At 70.2% G+C, this 18,550-nt stretch carries 17 protein-coding genes and 3 pseudogenes; 12 read left to right on the top strand and 8 right to left on the bottom strand.

What is annotated here, in order from left to right; all coding sequences use genetic code 11:
• The first annotated feature begins 245 nt into the window (after nucleotides 1–245).
• Nucleotides 246–650 carry an ANTAR domain-containing protein gene (locus tag AAFF41_RS04445; RefSeq protein ID WP_319751978.1) on the top strand — a complete coding sequence of 135 codons (405 nt, stop codon included), beginning with the start codon at nucleotides 246–248 and terminating at the stop codon, nucleotides 648–650.
• Between the two features lie 19 nt (nucleotides 651–669).
• Here AAFF41_RS04445 and AAFF41_RS04440 read toward each other — a convergent pair.
• A pseudogene (locus AAFF41_RS04440) lies at nucleotides 670–1,481 on the bottom strand (SAM-dependent methyltransferase).
• Between the two features lie 142 nt (nucleotides 1,482–1,623).
• On the opposite strand from AAFF41_RS04440, the gene AAFF41_RS04435 reads away from it, so the two are divergent.
• Together AAFF41_RS04435 and AAFF41_RS04430 are read left to right on the top strand one after the other, a co-directional pair.
• Complete coding sequence (locus AAFF41_RS04435; RefSeq protein ID WP_319751976.1) at nucleotides 1,624–3,027, top strand: PP2C family protein-serine/threonine phosphatase; 1,404 nt, start codon at nucleotides 1,624–1,626, stop codon at nucleotides 3,025–3,027.
• A gap of 80 nt (nucleotides 3,028–3,107) precedes the next feature.
• Complete coding sequence (locus tag AAFF41_RS04430; protein WP_319751975.1) at nucleotides 3,108–3,263, top strand: DUF6131 family protein; 156 nt, start codon at nucleotides 3,108–3,110, stop codon at nucleotides 3,261–3,263.
• Nucleotides 3,264–3,361: 98 nt separating this feature from the next.
• Here AAFF41_RS04430 and AAFF41_RS04425 read toward each other — a convergent pair whose 3' ends face one another.
• Nucleotides 3,362–6,571 carry an alpha-L-rhamnosidase gene (locus AAFF41_RS04425; protein WP_319751974.1) on the bottom strand — a complete coding sequence of 1,070 codons (3,210 nt, stop codon included), beginning with the start codon at nucleotides 6,569–6,571 and terminating at the stop codon, nucleotides 3,362–3,364.
• 180 nt (nucleotides 6,572–6,751) lie between these two features.
• On the bottom strand, nucleotides 6,752–8,860 hold the full coding sequence (locus AAFF41_RS04420) for an acyltransferase family protein (protein ID WP_343323509.1): 2,109 nt from the start codon (nucleotides 8,858–8,860) through the stop codon (nucleotides 6,752–6,754).
• Between the two features lie 289 nt (nucleotides 8,861–9,149).
• Between AAFF41_RS04420 and AAFF41_RS51450 the strand changes: the two are divergent.
• The 7 genes and pseudogenes from AAFF41_RS51450 to AAFF41_RS04390 form a co-directional block, all read left to right on the top strand.
• Nucleotides 9,150–9,461 (top strand): annotated as a pseudogene (locus tag AAFF41_RS51450) (hypothetical protein); the annotation flags it as partial.
• The gene (locus tag AAFF41_RS04415) at nucleotides 9,416–9,961 is read left to right on the top strand and encodes an MFS transporter (protein ID WP_343323508.1); all 546 of its coding nucleotides are present in this window, start codon (nucleotides 9,416–9,418) and stop codon (nucleotides 9,959–9,961) included. The pseudogene AAFF41_RS51450 and the gene AAFF41_RS04415, both read left to right, overlap by 46 nt.
• A gap of 300 nt (nucleotides 9,962–10,261) precedes the next feature.
• Nucleotides 10,262–10,684, top strand: coding sequence for a nuclear transport factor 2 family protein (locus tag AAFF41_RS04410; RefSeq protein WP_343323507.1), 423 nt, complete (start codon nucleotides 10,262–10,264; stop codon nucleotides 10,682–10,684).
• Nucleotides 10,684–11,523 (top strand): NmrA family NAD(P)-binding protein, encoded by an 840-nt coding sequence (locus tag AAFF41_RS04405; protein ID WP_319751970.1) that lies wholly within the window; start codon nucleotides 10,684–10,686, stop codon nucleotides 11,521–11,523. The genes AAFF41_RS04410 and AAFF41_RS04405 overlap by 1 nt, the downstream gene beginning before the upstream one ends.
• Nucleotides 11,520–11,864, top strand: a complete 345-nt coding sequence (locus tag AAFF41_RS04400) for a hypothetical protein (protein WP_343323506.1) — start codon at nucleotides 11,520–11,522, stop codon at nucleotides 11,862–11,864. The genes AAFF41_RS04405 and AAFF41_RS04400 overlap by 4 nt, the downstream gene beginning before the upstream one ends.
• Complete coding sequence (locus tag AAFF41_RS04395; protein WP_343323505.1) at nucleotides 11,861–12,046, top strand: hypothetical protein; 186 nt, start codon at nucleotides 11,861–11,863, stop codon at nucleotides 12,044–12,046. The genes AAFF41_RS04400 and AAFF41_RS04395 overlap by 4 nt, the downstream gene beginning before the upstream one ends.
• A 138-nt stretch (nucleotides 12,047–12,184) precedes the next feature.
• Nucleotides 12,185–12,790, top strand: a complete 606-nt coding sequence (locus AAFF41_RS04390; RefSeq protein ID WP_343323504.1) for a TetR/AcrR family transcriptional regulator — start codon at nucleotides 12,185–12,187, stop codon at nucleotides 12,788–12,790.
• A gap of 539 nt (nucleotides 12,791–13,329) precedes the next feature.
• Here AAFF41_RS04390 and AAFF41_RS04385 read toward each other — a convergent pair.
• The 3 genes from AAFF41_RS04385 to AAFF41_RS04375 all read right to left on the bottom strand — a co-directional run bounded on the left by AAFF41_RS04385 (nucleotide 13,330) and on the right by AAFF41_RS04375 (nucleotide 15,010).
• On the bottom strand, nucleotides 13,330–13,536 hold the full coding sequence (locus tag AAFF41_RS04385) for a three-helix bundle dimerization domain-containing protein (RefSeq protein ID WP_343323503.1): 207 nt from the start codon (nucleotides 13,534–13,536) through the stop codon (nucleotides 13,330–13,332).
• Nucleotides 13,537–13,564: 28 nt separating this feature from the next.
• On the bottom strand, nucleotides 13,565–13,960 hold the full coding sequence (locus AAFF41_RS04380; RefSeq protein WP_319751966.1) for a luciferase domain-containing protein: 396 nt from the start codon (nucleotides 13,958–13,960) through the stop codon (nucleotides 13,565–13,567).
• A gap of 222 nt (nucleotides 13,961–14,182) precedes the next feature.
• Nucleotides 14,183–15,010, bottom strand: a complete 828-nt coding sequence (locus AAFF41_RS04375; protein ID WP_343323502.1) for an SDR family oxidoreductase — start codon at nucleotides 15,008–15,010, stop codon at nucleotides 14,183–14,185.
• 77 nt (nucleotides 15,011–15,087) lie between these two features.
• On the opposite strand from AAFF41_RS04375, the gene AAFF41_RS04370 reads away from it, so the two are divergent.
• Nucleotides 15,088–15,537, top strand: a complete 450-nt coding sequence (locus tag AAFF41_RS04370) for a MarR family winged helix-turn-helix transcriptional regulator (protein ID WP_319751964.1) — start codon at nucleotides 15,088–15,090, stop codon at nucleotides 15,535–15,537.
• Nucleotides 15,538–15,611: 74 nt separating this feature from the next.
• Here AAFF41_RS04370 and AAFF41_RS04365 read toward each other — a convergent pair whose 3' ends face one another.
• Nucleotides 15,612–16,550 carry a TIGR03620 family F420-dependent LLM class oxidoreductase gene (locus AAFF41_RS04365; RefSeq protein WP_343323501.1) on the bottom strand — a complete coding sequence of 313 codons (939 nt, stop codon included), beginning with the start codon at nucleotides 16,548–16,550 and terminating at the stop codon, nucleotides 15,612–15,614.
• Between the two features lie 188 nt (nucleotides 16,551–16,738).
• Between AAFF41_RS04365 and AAFF41_RS04360 the strand changes: the two genes are divergently transcribed.
• Nucleotides 16,739–17,668 (top strand): LysR family transcriptional regulator, encoded by a 930-nt coding sequence (locus AAFF41_RS04360; protein ID WP_319751962.1) that lies wholly within the window; start codon nucleotides 16,739–16,741, stop codon nucleotides 17,666–17,668.
• A 110-nt stretch (nucleotides 17,669–17,778) separates the two neighbouring features.
• On the opposite strand, the pseudogene AAFF41_RS04355 reads toward AAFF41_RS04360, so the two are convergent.
• A pseudogene (locus tag AAFF41_RS04355) lies at nucleotides 17,779–18,208 on the bottom strand (DoxX family protein).
• Between the last annotated feature and the right edge of the window lie 342 nt (nucleotides 18,209–18,550).

Below are 18,550 nucleotides of genomic sequence, written 5' to 3'. Positions count from 1 at the left end.
GGAGCGACTGCCATGCACGAACGTCCACTCTCCGTCCAGGTCGGCAGCGAAGGCTTTGGCCGGCTTCTGAAGGTCGTGGCACGTTCGGCGGGTGGGCGGGCGGCCGTCGGGATCTCCGGTGACATCGACACCGAGCACCAACTCCAGCGCTCGCTGTGCGAAGCCCCTACGCGGTCGATCGGCGGACCGCCGACGGCCGTGACGGGCATCCCGGCAAGAACGACTGAGCGCACAAGGAGGACGGGTTGAGCGACGACGCCGAGCAGGACCTGCGCACCGAAGTCGTCCAGCTCAAACGGGCCATGCAGACCCGGCCGGTCATCGATCTGGCCCGGGGAGTCCTGATGGCCTCGTTCGGCCTGAGCGCCGCCGACGCCTGGAACGTATTGGTCGAGGTGTCCCAGCACGCCAACACCAAAGTCCACCATGTCGCCGAAGACCTGGTCGCCGCCGTCAATGGCGATCCGCTTCCCGACCCGCTCCGGCAACACGTGTCCGCGGCGGTCGCCGAAGTCCTCGGTCCCCATGCCCCCAACCATGCGAGCGCCGGGTGGACCCCTCCCGTCGACCGGACGTCACACGCAGACGGTGACAAGGACACGCCGCCCATGTCCGACCGACGTCGCGACCTGTCGTCGGACCCACTCTGACGCCCGGCCTTTGGTCCCGTCACGCCCGCTTGCGACCGACGCCCGCGTACACCCAGTACTCCGACGGGTTCTCCGGGACGTGGTCGTCAGGGGCCGGGCGCCACAGGGGTACGTAGACGAGGTCGGGCTCCACGAGGTCGAAGCCGTTGAAGAGATCCCGGATCTCGCCGTGCGAGCGGGCGGTCACCGGTGACGTGGCCTTGGACCGGTACAGCTGCCCCACGGCGGCGGCCGTGTCCGGGCGATCCTGGTTCGTCGCATGCGTGAGCGCCAGCCAGCTCCCCCCGGGAGGGCGTCCCGGAACGCGGCCACGATGCCGGCGGGGTTCTCCTCGGGCGTGATGAAGTGCAGGATCGTGATCATCAGCACCGCGACGGGCTGCTCGAAGTCGATCAGTTTCCGCACCTGCGGGGACGACAGGATGTCGGCCGGCCGGCGGATGTCGGCGTCGACGATGTCCGCGCCGGGGTTGTCGGCGAGCAGGGCGGTGCTGTGGGCCACGGCCACCGGGTCGCTGTCCACGTAGACCACCCGGGCGTCCGGGCTGGCCGCCTGGGCCACCTCATGCACGTTGCCCTGTGTCGGGATGCCCGATCCGAGGTCGATGAACTGCCGTACCCCGACCTCGATCAGAAAACGCACGGCCCGGCCGAGAAAGGCGCGATTGGCCCGCGCCAGCGTGCGCACCTGGGGGTCGATCGCCGTGAAGGCCGCCAACGCCTCCCGGTCTATGGGGAAATTGTGCTGTCCGCCGAGCATCGCGTCGTACATCCGGGCAACGCTCGCCTTGTCGGGATCGATCCCCTGCGGGAGACCGTCGTTGTCGGCCAACTCAACTCCCTGTCATGTCCGTGATCTTGACGCTCCATCATATAGTTGCCGACCATGTGTGGCGGGACGATGCCCAGGCCACGCTGCCGGAGTCGCGCCCCACCGGAAAGGCACAACCCTGCGGAACGAAGCGCACTGTCCCATGGACGACGAACCCGCCGCCGCGCGTTCACCCCGCCGGCCGGTCTTTTCCCCCGCGGCCGACGCCATCGGCTCGGAACTCGACCTGCGCCTGACCGGCAGCCATGTCGTCGACGCGCTGACGCCCGGGTTCTGCGACGCGGCCTCCGTCTACCTGTTGGAGCGCTGGCTGCTGGAGGAGAACGCGTACGCCTCCGCGGAACCACCCCAGATCGAGGCCCGTCGACTCGCGCTGCGCATCGGAACGGACGCGCCGGAGGACTGGGAGGGGCTGCTGCCGGTCGGCGAGGTCATCGTCTTTCCACGCGGGACGCCCTACACACGTGCCACCGCCACTCTTGAGACGCAACTGCTCGACACGGTCGACGCCCATACGTCCGCGCGGCTCAGCACCTCCGGCGGCGGCGACGCCCGCATGGACGTCCTCCTGCGCACGGCTTCCTTCCTCGTCGTCCCGCTGCATCTACGTGGTATCGCCGTCGGATTCGTCGCCTGCACGCGCGGCCCGGACCGGGCGCCCTTCCTGCCCGCCGAAGCCGAGGCCGTGGAGTCGCTGGCGGCGCGCGCCTGCGTGGCCCTGGACAACGCGCGCCGGTACGAACGCGAACGCCGTACGGCACTCGCCATCCGCCGAAGCCTGCTCCCCGCCACCGAGCAGGTGTTCGAGGGATGCCGTATCGCCCACGGCTACCTCCCCGCCGGGCATGACAACATCATCGGCGGTGACTGGTTCGACGTACTGCCCCGGTCGGGAGGCCGCGTCAGTCTGATCGTCGGGGACGCCATGGGGCACGGTCCGGAGTCGGCCGTCGCCATGATCCAGCTGCGCACCGCCGTCCGTACCCTGGCGGGGCTGGACATCAGCCCGGCCGAGTTGATGCACCGTCTCGACGCGCTCGCCTGTGACACACCGGGAGCTTCCTTCGCCACGTGCATGTACGCCGAATGGGACGCGAGGCGCCGTATCTGCACCTTTGTCGGAGCCGGCCATCCGCCGCCGCTGATCCGCGATCCGGGCGGACAAACCGGGCCGGTCACTCTCACCAGCCCGGGTCTGCCCCTCGGACTCGGCATGGGGACGTACGAACCCACCGTTCTGCACGTGCCCGACCCGGTGCTGCTCCTGCTCTACAGCGACGGCCTGGTCGAGTCCCGCCACACCGACATCGACCAGGGCATCGCCCGCCTCGCGGGCCTTCTCGACACGGACGGCGAGGACCCCGACCGCGTCACCGGCCCGGACACCCTGGAGTCGCTGTGCCGGCGGCTGCTGCGCGGCACGTCGGCCACCAACGACGGAGCGGACGACCGTACGCTCCTGCTCACCGAACTCGTACCCGCGAAGAGCCCACCCCCGCCGCAGGAGTCGGAGAGCTCCCCCGATCGCCTGCCGCAACCGCGTTAATCGCCTGCCGCGACCGCGTTAGGAGTTGCCCTGCGGTGGTACACGGAGGGCACGAGGGGGGCTCATTGCGGGAGGTTGCCATGCTTGTCCTCGGCATCATTCTGCTCGTCGTCGGTTTCGTCACGGGCATCAGCATTCTTTGGACGATCGGCGTGATCCTTGCGGTCATCGGACTCGTCCTGTGGATCCTCGGGGCTGCCGGACACGCTGTCGGTGGTCGCCGCCACTATTGGTGACTGGGCACGCGCGCGTCCTGCCGCACGGAAAGGTGGAGCAGTCTCACGGACACACACCCGCCCGCGGTTCCCGAGCCACGGGCAGGTCCGCGTGCCCGTTACGTCGTGAAGCGGTGCTCGCCGGAGCCGACCCGGTACACCACGCAGCCGGCCTCCGTCCGCAGCAACGTCGCGTGGGTGTGGGTCACCGCGTCCGGGTCTTCCCCGGGGACCCACACCTCCGCGGTCGTGTTGGGAGGCACGGCGCAGCTCAGGACGAACTCGCCGGATCGCTGCCGCCACCGCGTGGAGACCGGGCCGTAGCCGGAGGTGAACGTGGCGCGGGAGGAGGTGACGTCGCCGCCCGGGCGGGGGCGTATGACGATCTCGCGGTAGCCGGGCCGGCCCGCCGAGATACCGGCGATGTTGGCGTACATCCACTCGCCCACCGAGCCGTACGCGTAGTGGTTGAAGGAGTTCATGGCCGGGGTCTGGAAGCTGCCGTCGGGCTGGATGGAGTCCCAGCGCTCCCACATCGTGGTGGAGCCCTTGTCGATCTGGTAGCCCCAGCTGGGGAAGGAGCGTTGCCGAAGCAGCCGGTGGGCGACGTCGGTGTGGCCGGTGTCGGTGAGGACGGGCAGCAGCCGGGGTGTGCCGAGGAAGCCCGTCGAAAGGTGCCAGTCCTTGGCCTCGATGAGCGCGACGAGGCGGTCGGCCGACGCCTTGCGCAGCCCCTCCGGCAGCAGGTTCATCGACAGGGCGAGGACATAGGCCGTCTGCGTGTCGCCCTTCACCCTGCCCGCGGCGGTGACGTAGGCGTTCTGGAAAGCGGCGCGGACGCGCTCGAAGAGGTCGAGGTAGGGGGCGGAGTCCTTGCCGAGCTCCTTGGCCGTGCGGGCCGCGAGGTCGGCGCTGTGCGCGAAGTAAGCGGTGGCGATGACGTCCTTGGGAGTCTCGTCGGAGACGTTCAGCCAGTCGCCGTAACCGCCGGCCGGCCGCAGCAGGTGGTCGCTGTTCTTCTCCAGGTACTTCAGCCAGGCCTGGATGGAGGGCCAGGCATCTTCCAGGACCTGTCGGTCCCCGTACGCCTGGTACAGGGACCAGGGGACCGTGACGCCCGCGTCGCCCCATCCGGCGACACCGTTGCCGACCGTGCCGACCATGGGTGCCACGTCCGTGAAGGCGCCCTCCGGAGTCTGTGCGTCGCGCAGGTCCACGAGCCACTTGGTGAGGAAGCGGGCCGATTCCATCGTGTACGCCGCCGTGGGTGCGAAGACGTTGATGTCGCCCGTCCACCCCAGGCGCTCGTCGCGCGCGGGTGTGTCCGTCGGGATGGACAGGAAATTGCCGCGCTGTCCCCAAGTGATGTTGCTGTGCAGCTTGTTGAGCGTCGGGACGTCGGTCTCGAAGTCGAGGGTGAAGGGCGCGGAGGTGTGCATGACGCGGCCGGTCACGGCCGTCGCCGGGGGAGTGCCGGGGAACCCGGTCACCTCGACGTAGCGGAACCCGTGGAAGGTGAAGCGCGGCTCGTACGTCTCCTCGCCGCCGCCCTTGAGGGTGTACGTGTCGGTGGCCGAGGCGGTGCGCAGATTCGCGGTGTAGAGGGTGCCGTCGGGGTTGAGCACCTCGGCATGCCTCAGACGTACGGTCGTTCCCGCCTCGCCCGAGACGCGCAGCCGTACCGATCCGACCATGTTCTGGCCGAGATCGAAGACGAAGACGCCCGGTTCTGGTTCGGTCACCGTCTTTGCCGTGAGTTCCCCGGCAACCCGGACCGGGCCGTCCACCTGCGCGACGATCAGGCCGGGAGCGGCGTCGCCCGCGGCGCGGACGTCGAGCCAGGTACGGTCGTCGAAGCCGGGTGAGGTCCAGCCGGAGGTCTCCTTGCGCGCGTCGTACGTCTCGCCGCCCAGCAGGTCGGCGGAGACGATCGGTCCGGAGGCGGCCCGCCAGTCCGTGCCCGAGACGACGCGCTCACTCGTCCCGTCGGTGTACTCGACCTCCAACTGCGCGAGCAGCGCGGGGTGTTCGCCGTACTGATGGGGTCCGAACATACCGACGTTGCCCGCGTACCAGCCCGGGGCCACGTACGCGCCCACGGCGTTGGCCCCGGGCCGCAGGAGCGTAGTGACGTCGTACGTCTGGTACTGGACGCGTTGGCGGTAGTCCGTCCAGCCGGGAGCAAGCTGGTCGCGGCCCACGCGGCGGCCGTTGAGGTGGGCTTCGTACAGGCCCAGAGCCGTGGCGTACAGGCGGGCGCGGGCCACCTTCTTGCCCGGGAGCCTGAACTCGTGGCGCAGCTGGTTGGCCGCGTACGACGCCGGGACGACCCGCCCCCAAGGCCCGGCTCCCCAGGCGGCGGCCTCCTTCGCCGCCGGCCAGCCGCTGTCGTCGAAGTCCGCCTCGCGCCAGTCGGCGGCGGGCTCCTTGTCCGTCGACCTCCAGGAGTCGTCGGTGACGATCCGCTGTTCGCCGGTCGCCGTGTGCAGGACGAGAACGGCGACCAGACCGGCGGGTCCCTCGGTCGCGTTCGTCGCCGAGACCGCGAGGACGTTCTTCCCGGAGCGCACCTGAGCGAGGACGTCGAGCACGGCCGGCCGGCGCCAGCCCTCGTTGTCCGTCGCCAGGTCGGTACGGGCCACCTCGGTGCCGTTCACGGAAACGGCGTACACGTTGTCGGCGGTGATGGCCAGGGCCGCCGCCGTGACGCCGTCCGGGAGATCGAGGGTGCGACGGAACCAACGGGTGGCCGCGGGCGCGCTGTTGGCCGGTTCGCCCTCGGGGAACCAGATCCAGGCGCTGCCCTCCAGCGACGGTGCGTCGGTGAGAGCCGGAGGGGCCGAGACCCATTCCGCCGACCACTGCGCGGCGTCCATGAGGCCCGTCTCCCACCATGCCGCCGCGCTCCAGGCGGAGGCGTCGCCCTTGGCGTCCCAGACACGTACGGACCAGAAGTAGCGCGTCCGCGGCTTCAGTTGGGGGCCCGCGTACGGGACGAGTACGGACTCACCGGAGGTGACCTTCCCGCTGTCCCAGACATCCGGATGCGGGAGGCCCGATGCGCTGGAGGCGACACGGATCTGATAGGCACTCTGGCGCACCCCCGGATCGTCCGAGGCCATCGGCCAGCTCAGCCGCGGGTGTTGCGCGTCGAGGCCCAGGGGGTGCTGAACGTACTCGACGGTGGGCGTGGTGATGCGCAGGGCACCGCGTGACGCACCCGTTCGGGCCGGTGCGGACGCCGTTGCGGCCACTGCTGATCCGGTGTCGGCGACGGCCGCGGCCGTTGTGGCCGCCGATGCCGCCAGGAAGTTCCTCCTGCTGATCATTGGGGCCCCTCACGTAGAAACGATGAATCGATTCACGGCGGTGAACGTAGGGGCGTGCGGGGTGGAGGTCAATGAGTGTGCGGGATTTTCTTGCTGAGCTTCCGGGTGAGCACGTGCTTCGGGTGGAGCCCGACACGTCCGAGACGGGGGCGATTGAACGGTTTCAATCGCCCCGTGCGCTCAGGACGAACCGACGAGGCGGCCCAAGGAGTCGGCGAGGACGGGGGTGAGGGCCGCGGCGTAAGCCTCGGAGAGGTGGCTTTCGTCGCGGTAGACGACGGTGTTGGCGACGACGACGGGGCAGATGCCGGTGCGGACCGCGCAGACCCAGAAGCGGGGGTCGACGACCGTGGCGCCGGTCACGGCGGCGGCGCTGCGGATGGCGGACTGGCGGGTCGCATCGTGGATCGCGCCCGGCAGGTGGTTCGCGCAGGCGTGCAATTGCAGGGAGTTGTCGGCGGCGCAGTCGACCGGGTCGCCCTTGGGCCATGGGGTGTCGAGCAGGGCGGCCACATGGGCGCCGGAGGTGCCGAGGTCCCGGAAGGTGTCCTCGAAGCCGGTGGTCCACTGCCGCAGGGTGTCGTCGGCGGGCTCGGCGGGGTCGCCCGCGTCCGAGGAGGAGACGACCACCAGGGCAGGGTGAAGGGCGTTGATCCTCGCCACGGCGTTGGAACGCCAGGTGTCGCAGGCCGTGTACGGCTTGTGGCGGTTGATGATGGTCACGCCGGCGACCTTGCAGGAGGCCTTCGTCAGTGAGACCAGCTTCCATCCGCGCTCGGTCGCGAGGCCCTGCAGAGCCGGGAACCACTGGGCCGCGTGGGAGTCGCCGAACAGCACGACGGTCCGTGAGGACGCGCGGTTGCCGTAGACGCACGGCGGATTCCGCGTGCTGTCGTAGTCGACGTGGCAGCCGTCCCGGTAGACCGCGGACCGGGCGGACTTCACCTTCGGCAGGGCCGGGGCGAGGTTGTTCGGCAGGCTGCCGGAGGACGCGGCCAGGAGTTCGGCCAGCCGCGCCTGCGGGTCCGATGCGCCGGCCAGTTCCTGCGCCAGTACGGGCGCGGGGCCGCCGACTTCGATCGTCGGCGGGACTGCCGCCGCCGTCAGCGCCAGCACCGTCGCCCCCGCCGACAGCCCGACGCCGAGCGCCAGGGCCCGGTTCGGCCGTCCCCGGAACGCCCGGTGGAAGCGGACCGGGTTCTCGACGAGGCGCAGCGTCGGCCAGGCCAGGCCCAGCGCGACCGCGCACAGCCCGAGCGCGAGCGGCACCCCGGCGGTGCCGTCCGTGAGGCCCAGCGCCACCGGGGCTACGACCAGCAGCGGCCAGTGCCACAAGTACCAGCCGTACGAGAGCCCGCCCAGCCACACCATCGGCCGCCGCCCGAGCAGCCACCCCGCGCCGTGCGAGGCGGGCGCGCAGCCGCCGGCCAGGACGAGCGTGGCGCCGAGGACCGGCAGGAGGGCGTGGTAGCCCGGGAAGGGCGTCTCGTCGTCGTACCAGACCGCCGCCAGCGCGACGCAGGCCAGGCCGAGCCAGGTCAGCGGGACCGCGAGGGCGGCGGGCAGCCGTCCCAGCCGGGCCGTGGCAAGCGCCGGCAACGCGCCGGCGCCGAGCTCCCAGCCCCGGGTGGGGGAGCCGAAGTACGCCCAGGGCGCCGAGGAGTTCGTCACCAGGACGCTGACCACGAACGACCCCACGCACAGCGCCCCGAGCACCAGCGCGATCGGTCGGCGCCGGCCGCGGGCGGCCCGCCAGCTGAGCAGCAGGAGCAGCGGCCACACCAGGTAGAACTGCTCCTCCACGGCGAGCGACCAGAAGTGCTGGAACGGCGAAGGCGGACTGTTCTGGGCGAGATAGTCCGTACCGGCCGCCGCCAGCCGGAAGTTGACCGCGTACAGCGCGCTGCCGAGGGCGTCGCCCGCGTACTCGGCGAGCCGCGCCTTCGACAGGAACAGCCATGACCCGGCCAGCGTGACCGCGATGACCAGGGACGACGCGGGCAGCAGCCGCAGCGCACGGCGGGCGTAGAAGGTGCGGACCGACAAGCGGCCGGTGGTGGCGAGTTCGCGCAGCAGCAGGGACGTGATGAGGAAGCCGGAGATCACGAAGAAGACGTCGACCCCGACGTATCCGCCGCTGACCTGAGGCACCCCGGCGTGGGAGAGCACCACGAGCGTGACGGCCACCGCGCGCAGCCCCTGGATGTCCAACCTTGACGAGTGGCCTCGTGGTGCGGTTCTGCCGCCCGCTGGGGTGGTACGGACCTCGGCGGGCGTGGTGCTCGGCATCAGGCGCAACTCCTTGGGGGACTGACATGGATTGATGCCGTACTGTCCCGGCCGCCGCCCGGAGTTCGGGTGAACAACGCCTCAACTTCACGAGAATCCCCGGTGTGACGAGATGCCCCGGCGCGCGCGTGCGGATCCCGCTGGTCGGAGGGCTGACCCCGCCGTGCGGATGTCGGGCGGTCGAATGGGGGAGGGGAGGTGACCCGTTCGAGCGTCGCGGTCCGCCACCTGTCCGTGGCGATGGTGGTGGCGGGTCGGCTCCCGCACGATCTCCCGGGGGATTCCTGGAATGTCGTGCTCGAGTGAGAGACGTCTTGATTCCGCGACGGCGACCGACCATGCCGCCGTTCGTGCCATGCCGCTGGGCGAGGCGCTGGACGGCGCGCCGATGTCCCGGTTCCATGTCCGGTTCTGGCTGCTGGCGGGACTGGGCATCCTGCTGGACGGCTTCGACTTCTTCATCATCGGGGTGGCCGATCCGCTGGTCGCCAAGGACTTCACGATCGGTTCCGCGCTGCAGGAACTGGTCTCGGCCGCCGCGATCGTCGGTGCGATGTGCGGCGCCGCGCTGCTGGGGCCGTTGGGGGACCGGATCGGCCGCAAGCCGGATCTTCCGGCTGGACCTGTGGGTGTTCGTGGTCTTCTCGGTGCTGTGCACCCTGCACCCTCGCCTGGGACGCCTGGTCGCCGGCGGCGTGCAGATTCGCTCTGGGGCCGGCGGTCGGTCTCGACCACCCCATCGCCGCCGGCTGCCTCGCCGAGATCCTGCCGTCCAAGAACCGCGGGCGGAGGTTGGTGGGCGCGTTCAGTCTGCAGGCCGCGGGGATCCTGCTCGGCGCGGTGGTCGGTGTCGTGGTCCTCAACGTCCGGCCCGAGGTCGACTCCTGGCGGATCATGCTGGGGTTCGGCGTGCTGCCCGCCCTCCTGATCATCTGGCTGCGGCGCGCGGTGCCGGAGAGTCCGCGCTGGCTCGCCCGGAACGGACACGAGGAGGAAGCCTGCGAGATCGGTCGGGCACTCGCGGGTGGACCCGTGACGGTGACCGGTGCCGACCGGGAACGCCAGGAGGCGCGATCACCAGCGCGCTCGGCTTCCTGGTGACGTACCTCTTCCGCATCGAGCCGCGCGGACGGTCGTTGCAGGAACTGTCGGGACTCGACGCCGCCGCACTGGCGCCCCGTATCACCCCTCCGTGACCCGTCGGCGTCACCGGTCGCGCTCACGCTTGCGAAGCGGACTGGCGGTCCGTATGCTGCGGTACATGCGGACTGTCGGTCCGCTTTCATTCGAGTGGCCCGTCGCGGGGAACCGTCATCACTGGATAGCGCGCTTCTCGTGACGAGTGGCCGTACCCCACGGGCTGGGATCGCCGTGTCTTCGAGCAGAACGGAAACCTTGATCATGGCAATGCCGATGACGGCCGCTGAGCTGTTCCGCCACGGTCTGCGACTGCTGGTGGAGAAGGACGTCCCCGGCTGGGTGGACCTGTGGGACGAGGCAGGCGTCCTCGAGTTCCCCTTCGCGCCCCAGGGCTGGCCCCAGCGGCTGGAGGGCCGGCAGGCCATCGGGGACTACATGCGCCACTACCCCGACCACGTGGACGTCCACGACTTCCCCGACGTGACGATTCACCAGACCACCGTCCCCGAGACGATCGTGGTGGAGATGCGCGGAGTCGGCCGCCTGGTCGAGACCGACAGCCCCTTCGACATGACCTACATCGCCGTGGTCACGGTCAGGGACGGACGCATCACCTCCTACCGCGACTACTGGAACCCCCTCGCCGTTCAGCAGCCCGGCGCCGACTTCGTAGGAGCCCACTGATGAACGCCCGCAGTGCCACCTTGGTCATCGGGGCCACCGGCACCACCGGTAGCCGTGTCGTCGCCGGGCTGATCGCCGAGGGCCACCGCGTCAAGGCGGCCGGCCGAAGCGCCACCCCGGTGGAGGGTGCGGAGCCTGTCCGCTTCGACTGGAACGAGCCCGCCACCTTCGATCAGGCCCTCGACGGCGTCGACCGCGTCTATCTCATCCCGCCGATCGGCTCCTCGGACCCGGCCGCGGTCATGCTGCCCTTCCTCCGCCGGGCCCGATCGGCCGGCGTGCACCGCGCGGTGCTGCTCAGCTCATCGGCGATCCCCGCGGGCGGTCCTGCGGTGGGACAGGTCCACCAGGCCCTGCCCGGCCTGTTCGAGCAGTGGGCGGTGCTGCGGCCGTCCTGGTTCATGCAGAACTTCGCCGGCTTCACCCCCCACGCGCGCAGCATCCGCGAGGACGGCGTCGTCCTGACGGCCACGGGAGACGGCCGCGTCGGGTTCGTCGACGCGCAGGACATCGCTGCCGTCGCCGTACGCGCCCTGACCGACGAGCAGGCCCCCGACACCGACCTGATCCTGACCGGTCCGCAGGCCCTGAGCTACGACGACGTCGCCGCGATCATCACCGAGGTCGGCGGCCGGCCCGTCGTGCACCGGCATCTGACGTTCGACCAGCTGCGCGACCGCTGGGCGGCGGAGATACCACTGGAGTTCGCCACCATGCTGGCCGGCATGGACCGTGCCATCGCCGACGGCGCGGAGGACCGCACCTCGGACACCGTCCAGCGCCTCACGGGCCGCCCTCCGGGCACGTTCCGCGCCTTCGCCGAACGGGAGTTGTCATGAAACAGCTGATGTTCCACGACGATCCACCCTTCTGGTTCGAGACCCTGCGCACCCTGGGTCTCGCCGCCTACGGCGGCTCGGACGTCGGCGAAGTCATCGCCACCGCCTCCCGCGTCACTCCCGGCGACTACGACGGCTGGCACGACGCCTGGCTCTCCACCGCCGAACGCAACGCCTGGAGGCCGAGGCACGCGGAGCCCGATCCCGCGCTGGGCCTTCGACCACGGCCGCTACGTCACGAGGACCTCGAACAACCGCGAGTTCCTGGCCGAGGACGCCCGCTACAGCTTCAAGGACGGGAGCGCCGGGAACCACCTGCCCCGTGCTGGTCTGCGAGGTGACCGACGACCTGTTCTACTCCACCACCGAGGAATCCGATCCGCGCAAGCTGTACCGGCACCTCACTGCACCCAAGACGCTTCTCGGCTTCACCGAGGAGGAAGGCGGCGACGCCCACTGCCACCCGGGTGCCCTCCGTCTGGCCGTCGCGCGTACCTTCGACTGGCTCGACGGCACGATCTGACCCGTTGCGCGTCACGCGGAACGCTCGGCTGCAGCCCCTGTGCGCGGGAGGCGCAAGGCGGGCGCGAGCCGCCACTGACGCGAACCCACCGCATATCATTTCCGGGGGCCGGGACAGGCCGAAGACCAAGGAGGCCCCGTGGCCCAGCGCACAGAACGCGCGGACGCCCTGCGCAACCGAGAAGCCGTCCTGGCTGCCGCCGACGCCCTCTTCGCGGCCAGCAGCAGCCCTCACAGCGTGTCGATGGACGACATCGCCGCGGCCGCGGGTGTGGGCAAGGGCACCCTCTTCCGCCGCTTCGGCGACCGTGCCGGCCTGATCGGCGCTGTGATCGCCTCCCGTCTCGACCCCCTGCAGCGAGCCGTGCGGGAAGCGCAGGACGCGGCCGGATCATCACCGCGGCAGCGGGTGCTGGACCTCCTCGACGTCTCCCTGCGCTTCAAGATCGAGAACCGCAACCTGATGACGGCCGCGGAGGACGCCGGACTCAGCAGCCCCTACCAGGCCGAGCACTACGGCTGGTGGCACGAAATCCTCCGTGCGGCACTGGAACAGGTGCCCGGCGTCCACAACGCGGATTTCACCGCCCACGCCCTGCTGGCCGCCATCCGCGCCGACCTCGTGGCGCACCTGATCGACGATCAGAAGATGACGCCCGAAGGCCTGTGCTCTTCACTCGCGGCCTACATCGACAAAGTCCTCGGCGGCAGTTCCGATCAGCCCGGCACCCGCAAGGACGCGTGAGCGACTGCTCCCAGGCTGACATGCGGTGGGGCCGGGCGGGCGTCGGTTCGGGCTTGGTGCGGTCCGCCGTCATGAGCAGCAGCCGGTCGAAGAGCTCGGGCTTGTCGGCGGCACCGCGCAGGGCGACGTACGCGCCCAGCGACTGCCCGGTCAACGCGACCGGACGGCCGTGCCCGAACTCCTCTGCGGCGCGGCACACATCGGCCGCCGCGGCACACATCGGCCGCGTGCCGACCGATGACGTAGGGGCCGGGCACGGCGGCACTGCCGCCGCGACCGCGTGGGTCACGCGCGTACATGGTCCACTAGGCGGGCAGGTGCCGGGCCACCGCGCGGAACGATATCCAGGAAGCGGTGATGCCGTGTGCGGCGATCGCCGTGAGGGGGCCGCTGCCAGTACCGCAACGTCCCTTCGGCTACGGACAGTTCTCCTTCGGTCGGGTCGTCCGCGTGCTCTCCTCGAGGTCCCGCTGAACCTCTTCTCGGCGAACAGCTCGAGACCCGCCACAAGGATGCGTTTCGCCGTGCGAAGCGCGAAGTCAGCCCGCGGCCTCGTTCAAGAGGGCGCGCACCGTGCGTTCGACCAGGACCGGAACGAAGTCGCGCACGGGCCGCTCACTGAAGGCGGCGTGAGCCGTGGCTACAGCCGCCTCGAGCTGCTCGGACGTACACGTCTCGTCGTAGGCGCTCGTGAGACGTTCGACGACTCCGCGGATGGCGTCTTCCTCGTGCGTCTCGACAGCCACGACGTCCCCTGCCCGAAGGATGTACTCCTCAGCTTCCGCTGGAATGGTCACGCGGAAGCGCCAAGTCGTGGTGATCATTGCACTCGGCCGACGGCGCATCGCGGGAAACCGGCCACGCCTGATGGGCCTGAAGAGCGAGGCTCACCAGGGTCAGCAGCAGATCCATGTCCGTCTCGACTTCGAGGTGTATCGTCACCCACCGCGAACCGGGCACCAGACGGACCGCGGTCGCGCCCCTGAGGTGGTCTTCGAAACGCCGGATGGCGCGGGCGGTGAGGTGCAGGTCAACGTCCTGGTCCGTATGGAAGTGGACGATCTCGTTGTGGACCGTGCGCAGCGCCCGCCCCGTGCCACAGCTGGGCGGTGTCTCCGTGAGGTCCGGCCAACTCGCCAGTTGCGCCATGGCGCGCAAGGCCAACGTCATGTACGAATCATGCCCAGCTCACCACGAAGTCACCATGACTTGGGGAAGCCGTAACTGAGGCGCACCGTCTGACTGTCCGGATACCAGCTCGCAGGCCGACGGGGCTTCTACGGCGCCTTTGGCTCCCGGCGTCCGCCGTGGGTGACGCGCCATCACTTGAGGCGGCATGTTGGAGCGGTCGCCGGAGCCGACGTGGACAAGGTGGTCGTCGACCTGCAGCTCTCACGCCCCGAGCCAGGAGGTGGTCAGGGCCTGTACGGCCGAGCCGTCGGCGTCGGCCAGCTTGACCGCGGTGAAGCCGGCCGCGGACTCGGAGCTCTGGTAGCGGAACCGGGGCTCGACGGCGGTGAGCGCGCCCACGACGGTCTCCGCGCACTCCCGGGCCGACTGTGCCGCGGAGAACGCCTGTTGGGTGCGGGCCAGATAGCTGTTGATCACCGACTGGTAGTCCCCGGCTTCGGCGACCAGGGCCTCGACGTCCCGGTCGGCCCGCACGTTCGCGACGAACTCGGTGGCCACCGCGCCGGGCTCGATCACGCTCACCGCGACACCGAGCTTGCCGACGACCGGGGCGAGACTCTCCATCCAGCCCTCGACCGCGAACTTGGCCGCGCAGTAGGCCTCGTTGAACGGCTGGCCGACCACGCCTCCCACGCTGGTGACCGTGATCAGACGCCCTTCGGCAGCGCGAAGGTGCGGCAGCGCGGCCTTGGTGACCTGGACGACTCCGAAGAAGTTGACCTCCATGACGTCGCGGACGTCGTCGACGCTCTCCAGCTCGATGGTGCCGAGGTGTCCGGCCCCGGCGTTGTTGATCAGCGCGTCCAGCCGTCCGTGATCGGCGATCACACCGTCGACGCAGGCCCTGACCGAGTCCGGATCCGTCACGTCGAGCTGTCGGACGTCGGCGTCGGGCAGCCGCTCGAGCAGTGCCGCGGCCTTGGCGGTGTTCCGCATGGTGGCGACGACCCCGTAGCCCGCCTTTGCGGCGAGTACGGCGGTTTCCAGACCGATGCCGGTCGACGTGCCAGTGACGAGGGCGATCTTCATGACGAACCTCCATGGTTGCGTGTACACACACATATTAGAGTTGTGTGTGCGTGCACGCAAATTGGTAGACTCGCCTGGTGACGGACATCAGGCTCAAGCAGGCAGAACTGCCTGTCGAGGACCAGGCGTACTACCGCCTCGTAGGGGTGAGCAGTGCCCTCACCGCACGCGCGAGCGCCCGGCTGGAGGAGGACTTCCGCCTGCCGGCCTCCTGGTTCGAGGTACTGCTGTGGCTCTACCACCAGGACGGGCCGCTGTCGGCCACCGATCTCGGCTCCTGTGCGTTGATCAGCCGCAGCCAGGTCTCCCGGGTGATCGACGCCCTCCAGGCCCGCGAACTGGTCACCCGTGCCCCCTCGGCCACCGACGCCAGGTCCGTCGAGGTGACCATCACACCGCAGGGCCGCGACCTCTTCGAGCGCGCGGACGCCGCCCGCCGCGAAACCCTGTCGCCGGTCCTGGCGGACAGGCTGGACCCGGCCGAACTCGAAGAACTGGCCCGCATTCTCCTCAAGCTCAAGGGCTGACGGCGGTATCGGCCGGCGCCGCCCCGGTGCACGTCTGAGGGCGCACCGGGACCGGACCGCCGGACAACGCCGGTTCAACCTGAGGTGTCGACGCCGGCCAGCGCCGGGGCGAGCCACTCCAACTGGTCCACGCCGACCGAGAAGTCGGTGCCGACCTGCGACAGCAGCGTCACGTGATCCGCTCCGGCGGCCAGGTGCTCGCGTACCTTGGCCGCGATCGCGGCCGGATCGCCGTGGGCGATGATCGCGTCCACCAGCCGGTCACTCACCTCGGCGATGTCCTGGTCCGAGTAGCCCAGCCGGGCCAGCCCGGCGGCGTACGACAACTGGCCGAGGCCGGCCGACACCCGCTCCCGCGCGATCGCCCGCGCCCGGTCGCGGTCGCTGTCGGGGACCACGGACAGTCCCACGACCAGCAGCTTGTCCGGGCCGAGCACCTGCCGGGCCTGCGCGGTGAACTCGGGGGGCTGTACGGCGGGCAACGCTCCGTCGGCGATCTCGCCGGCGAATGCCAGCATCTTCGGACCGTTCGCGGCGATGATCCGGAGAACGGCGACGTCGGGCGCGGGCGGCTGGGTCGGGGCGGCCATCCGTTCCACGTAGTCGCGCATGGTGGCCAGCGGGCTGCCGAACTCCTGGCCCACGTCGGCCGCCTGCTGCGGGTGGCCGACCCCCAGGCCGAGCACGAACCGGCCGGGATGGGCCTGGGCGAGTACGGCCGCCGCACCGTGCAGGGTCTGCGGTTGCCGGGCCCAGATGTTCGCGATGCTGGTGCCGAACGCCAGCCGCTCCGTTGCCGACAGCAGCACGGCCAGCTGGACCAGGGCATCCTTGCCCCCGATGACCTCGTTGGTCCACACGGCGTGGTAGCCGACGCGTTCCAGGCGGTGGACGGCCTCGCGCTGGAGATCGATGGACAGGGGGGTGGTGAAGGAGACCGGCAGGGTCACGCCGACCGGCCCCAGGGCCCGGCGGGCCGCGTCGATCACGGTAGTGGTCCCCGTGGACCCCATGAATATCCTCCTCGGATCGTCGGCCCGACACGGAGCTCGACGGTGTCCGACCGGTGATTCCACTGTGTGACCCCCGTGCACTCCAGGTCCAATGAATGTTTCGCCATACGCATCCCGGTCTGCGCAACACCCCAGTTCGCGGCGGCCATTCGGGCGTACGTCGATCGGCGAGGGGTTACGCTGCAGATGTGCCCGACTCGCCACCCCCTGCCCAGGACCTCGACCTGAAGCTCGTGCGGTGCTTCACCGTCGTCGCCGAGCACCGGCACTTCGGTCGCGCGGCCACCGCCCTGCACCTCACCGCGTCGTCGCTGAGCCGGCAGATCAGTCGTCTCGAACAGCTCGTGGGCGCCCAACTGCTGGACCGCACCCCGCAGGGCAGCCGGCTCACCGAGGCCGGAGAGGTCTTCCTCCCGCTCGCCACAGCACTCCTGCGCTCCGCCCACCAGGCCACGGCACGGGCCCGGGCCGCCGCCCGGCCGGCCCGGATCACCATCGGCTACATCGCGAACATCATCGTCACTCCGGCGGTGCGCGAGTTGCGCCGGCGGCACCCCGACGCCGAGGTGCGCTCCGTCCACCTGCCCTGGAACGAACCACGGGCCGCGCTGCTCGATCACCGGGTGGACGTGGCGGTGGCCCGGCTGCCGTTTCCCACCGACGAACTGCACGTCACGGTCCTCTACGACGAACCCCGGGCGCTGCTGGTGCCCCTGGACCATCGCCTGGTCGGCAAGGAATCGGTCACCCTCGACGACATCGCCCACGAACCCCTGTCCCGGACGCTCGACCCCATCTGGAACGCCTTCTGGCGAGTCGATCCCCGACCCGACGGACGCCCGGCACCCGATGGTCCGCTCATCGAGGGGACCGTCGAGGACAAGATCGAACTCATCGCGGGCGGGCAGGCCGTGGCCATCGTCCCGGCCTGCGCCCGCATCAACAGCCTGCGTCCCGACCTCACCACGATCCCGCTGGACGGTGTCGAACCCAGCCACGTCGTGCTGGCCACCCGCGCCGGCGAGCACGGCCGTCTCGTGACCGCCTTCCGCCGATACGCCGAAACCCACCTCACGGCTCCCGCCCCAGGGAGTCCTGAGGCCGGCCCTCCCGCGTGATCCGCGGAATGACTCCGTGGCACGGCTGGAAAATGGCTGACGGCTGACGGCTGACGGCTGACGGCTGACGGCTGACGGCTGACGGCTGGCGAACGGCTACTGGCGGATGGTTAGAGGATGAGGACGATCGCGGCGCCTGTTCCGCCCAGGAACAGAGCGAGGGCCGCTTCGGTCCAACCTCCTTTGCCCCACGGGAAAAGACGGTCGACGGCCAGCTTTCCCGGGCCGATGGCCGCGACGGCGAGTGCGGTGACAGTGATACACACGCTGTACTCCACACCGCCTTGGGTGTCCCACAATCCATGCGCCCCGCTCACGGTCGCCATCGCATTGATCATCACGCCGATCAAGCGCAGCCGCCGCCAGCTGCGTGAACAGCCCCAGAGCGAAGCCGATCCCGCCCAGGAATTCCGAGCCGCCGCCCATGGCGGCGTACACCTTTCCGGGACGGTACCCCGGCGCGGCGAATCCCTTGCCCGTAGCGGTGAGGCCGTCGCCACCGAATATCCCGAAGAGCTTCTGGGCACCGTGTCCTGCCATGAGCAGGCCGAACGTGAGTCTGATGAGAAGCTGACCGCAGTCAGCGGCGGAGACCGCTGCCCGCGCGGGGGCGTCGACTGTCGGAGCGGTGGGAGAGCGCAGTCGCTGCGTCAGGTGATTCACGGGGTGCTCTTCTCCGCCACGCCCTCCGGAAAGGTACCGGCCGACCATCCAGGAGCTCGCAGAGCTGATGGTCCGGTCGCCCTGGCGCGTTGAAGACCTTCAAGACCCTCAGGACACCATGTACGGAGGGCCACAACGCTGCCGCACGCGGCCGGAAAGGAAGTTCTCGCGTCGGATCGCGTCGGGCCGCCGGTCGCTTTCTCGTGCGGCGATACGGCC

Origin of the sequence: Streptomyces mirabilis, assembly GCF_039503195.1 — a bacterium.
Classification (GTDB): Bacteria; Actinomycetota; Actinomycetes; order Streptomycetales; family Streptomycetaceae; genus Streptomyces; species Streptomyces mirabilis_D.
The sequence above is the reverse complement of the archived record's forward strand: the minus strand, read 5'-3'. Positions and strand labels throughout refer to the sequence as shown.

Bases quoted from the DNA above. Each gene is read 5' to 3' on its own strand.
- AAFF41_RS04435 (WP_319751976.1), top strand. From the start codon at position 1,624: ATGGACGACGAACCCGCCGCCGCGCGTTCACCCCGCCGGCCGGTCTTT.
- AAFF41_RS04430 (WP_319751975.1), top strand. From the start codon at position 3,108: ATGCTTGTCCTCGGCATCATTCTGCTCGTCGTCGGTTTCGTCACGGGC.
- AAFF41_RS04425 (WP_319751974.1), bottom strand. From the start codon at position 6,571: ATGATCAGCAGGAGGAACTTCCTGGCGGCATCGGCGGCCACAACGGCC.
- AAFF41_RS04420 (WP_343323509.1), bottom strand. From the start codon at position 8,860: ATGCCGAGCACCACGCCCGCCGAGGTCCGTACCACCCCAGCGGGCGGC.
- AAFF41_RS04410 (WP_343323507.1), top strand. From the start codon at position 10,262: ATGGCAATGCCGATGACGGCCGCTGAGCTGTTCCGCCACGGTCTGCGA.
- AAFF41_RS04405 (WP_319751970.1), top strand. From the start codon at position 10,684: ATGAACGCCCGCAGTGCCACCTTGGTCATCGGGGCCACCGGCACCACC.
- AAFF41_RS04400 (WP_343323506.1), top strand. From the start codon at position 11,520: ATGAAACAGCTGATGTTCCACGACGATCCACCCTTCTGGTTCGAGACC.
- AAFF41_RS04380 (WP_319751966.1), bottom strand. From the start codon at position 13,960: ATGACGTTGGCCTTGCGCGCCATGGCGCAACTGGCGAGTTGGCCGGAC.
- AAFF41_RS04375 (WP_343323502.1), bottom strand. From the start codon at position 15,010: ATGAAGATCGCCCTCGTCACTGGCACGTCGACCGGCATCGGTCTGGAA.
- AAFF41_RS04365 (WP_343323501.1), bottom strand. From the start codon at position 16,550: ATGGGGTCCACGGGGACCACTACCGTGATCGACGCGGCCCGCCGGGCC.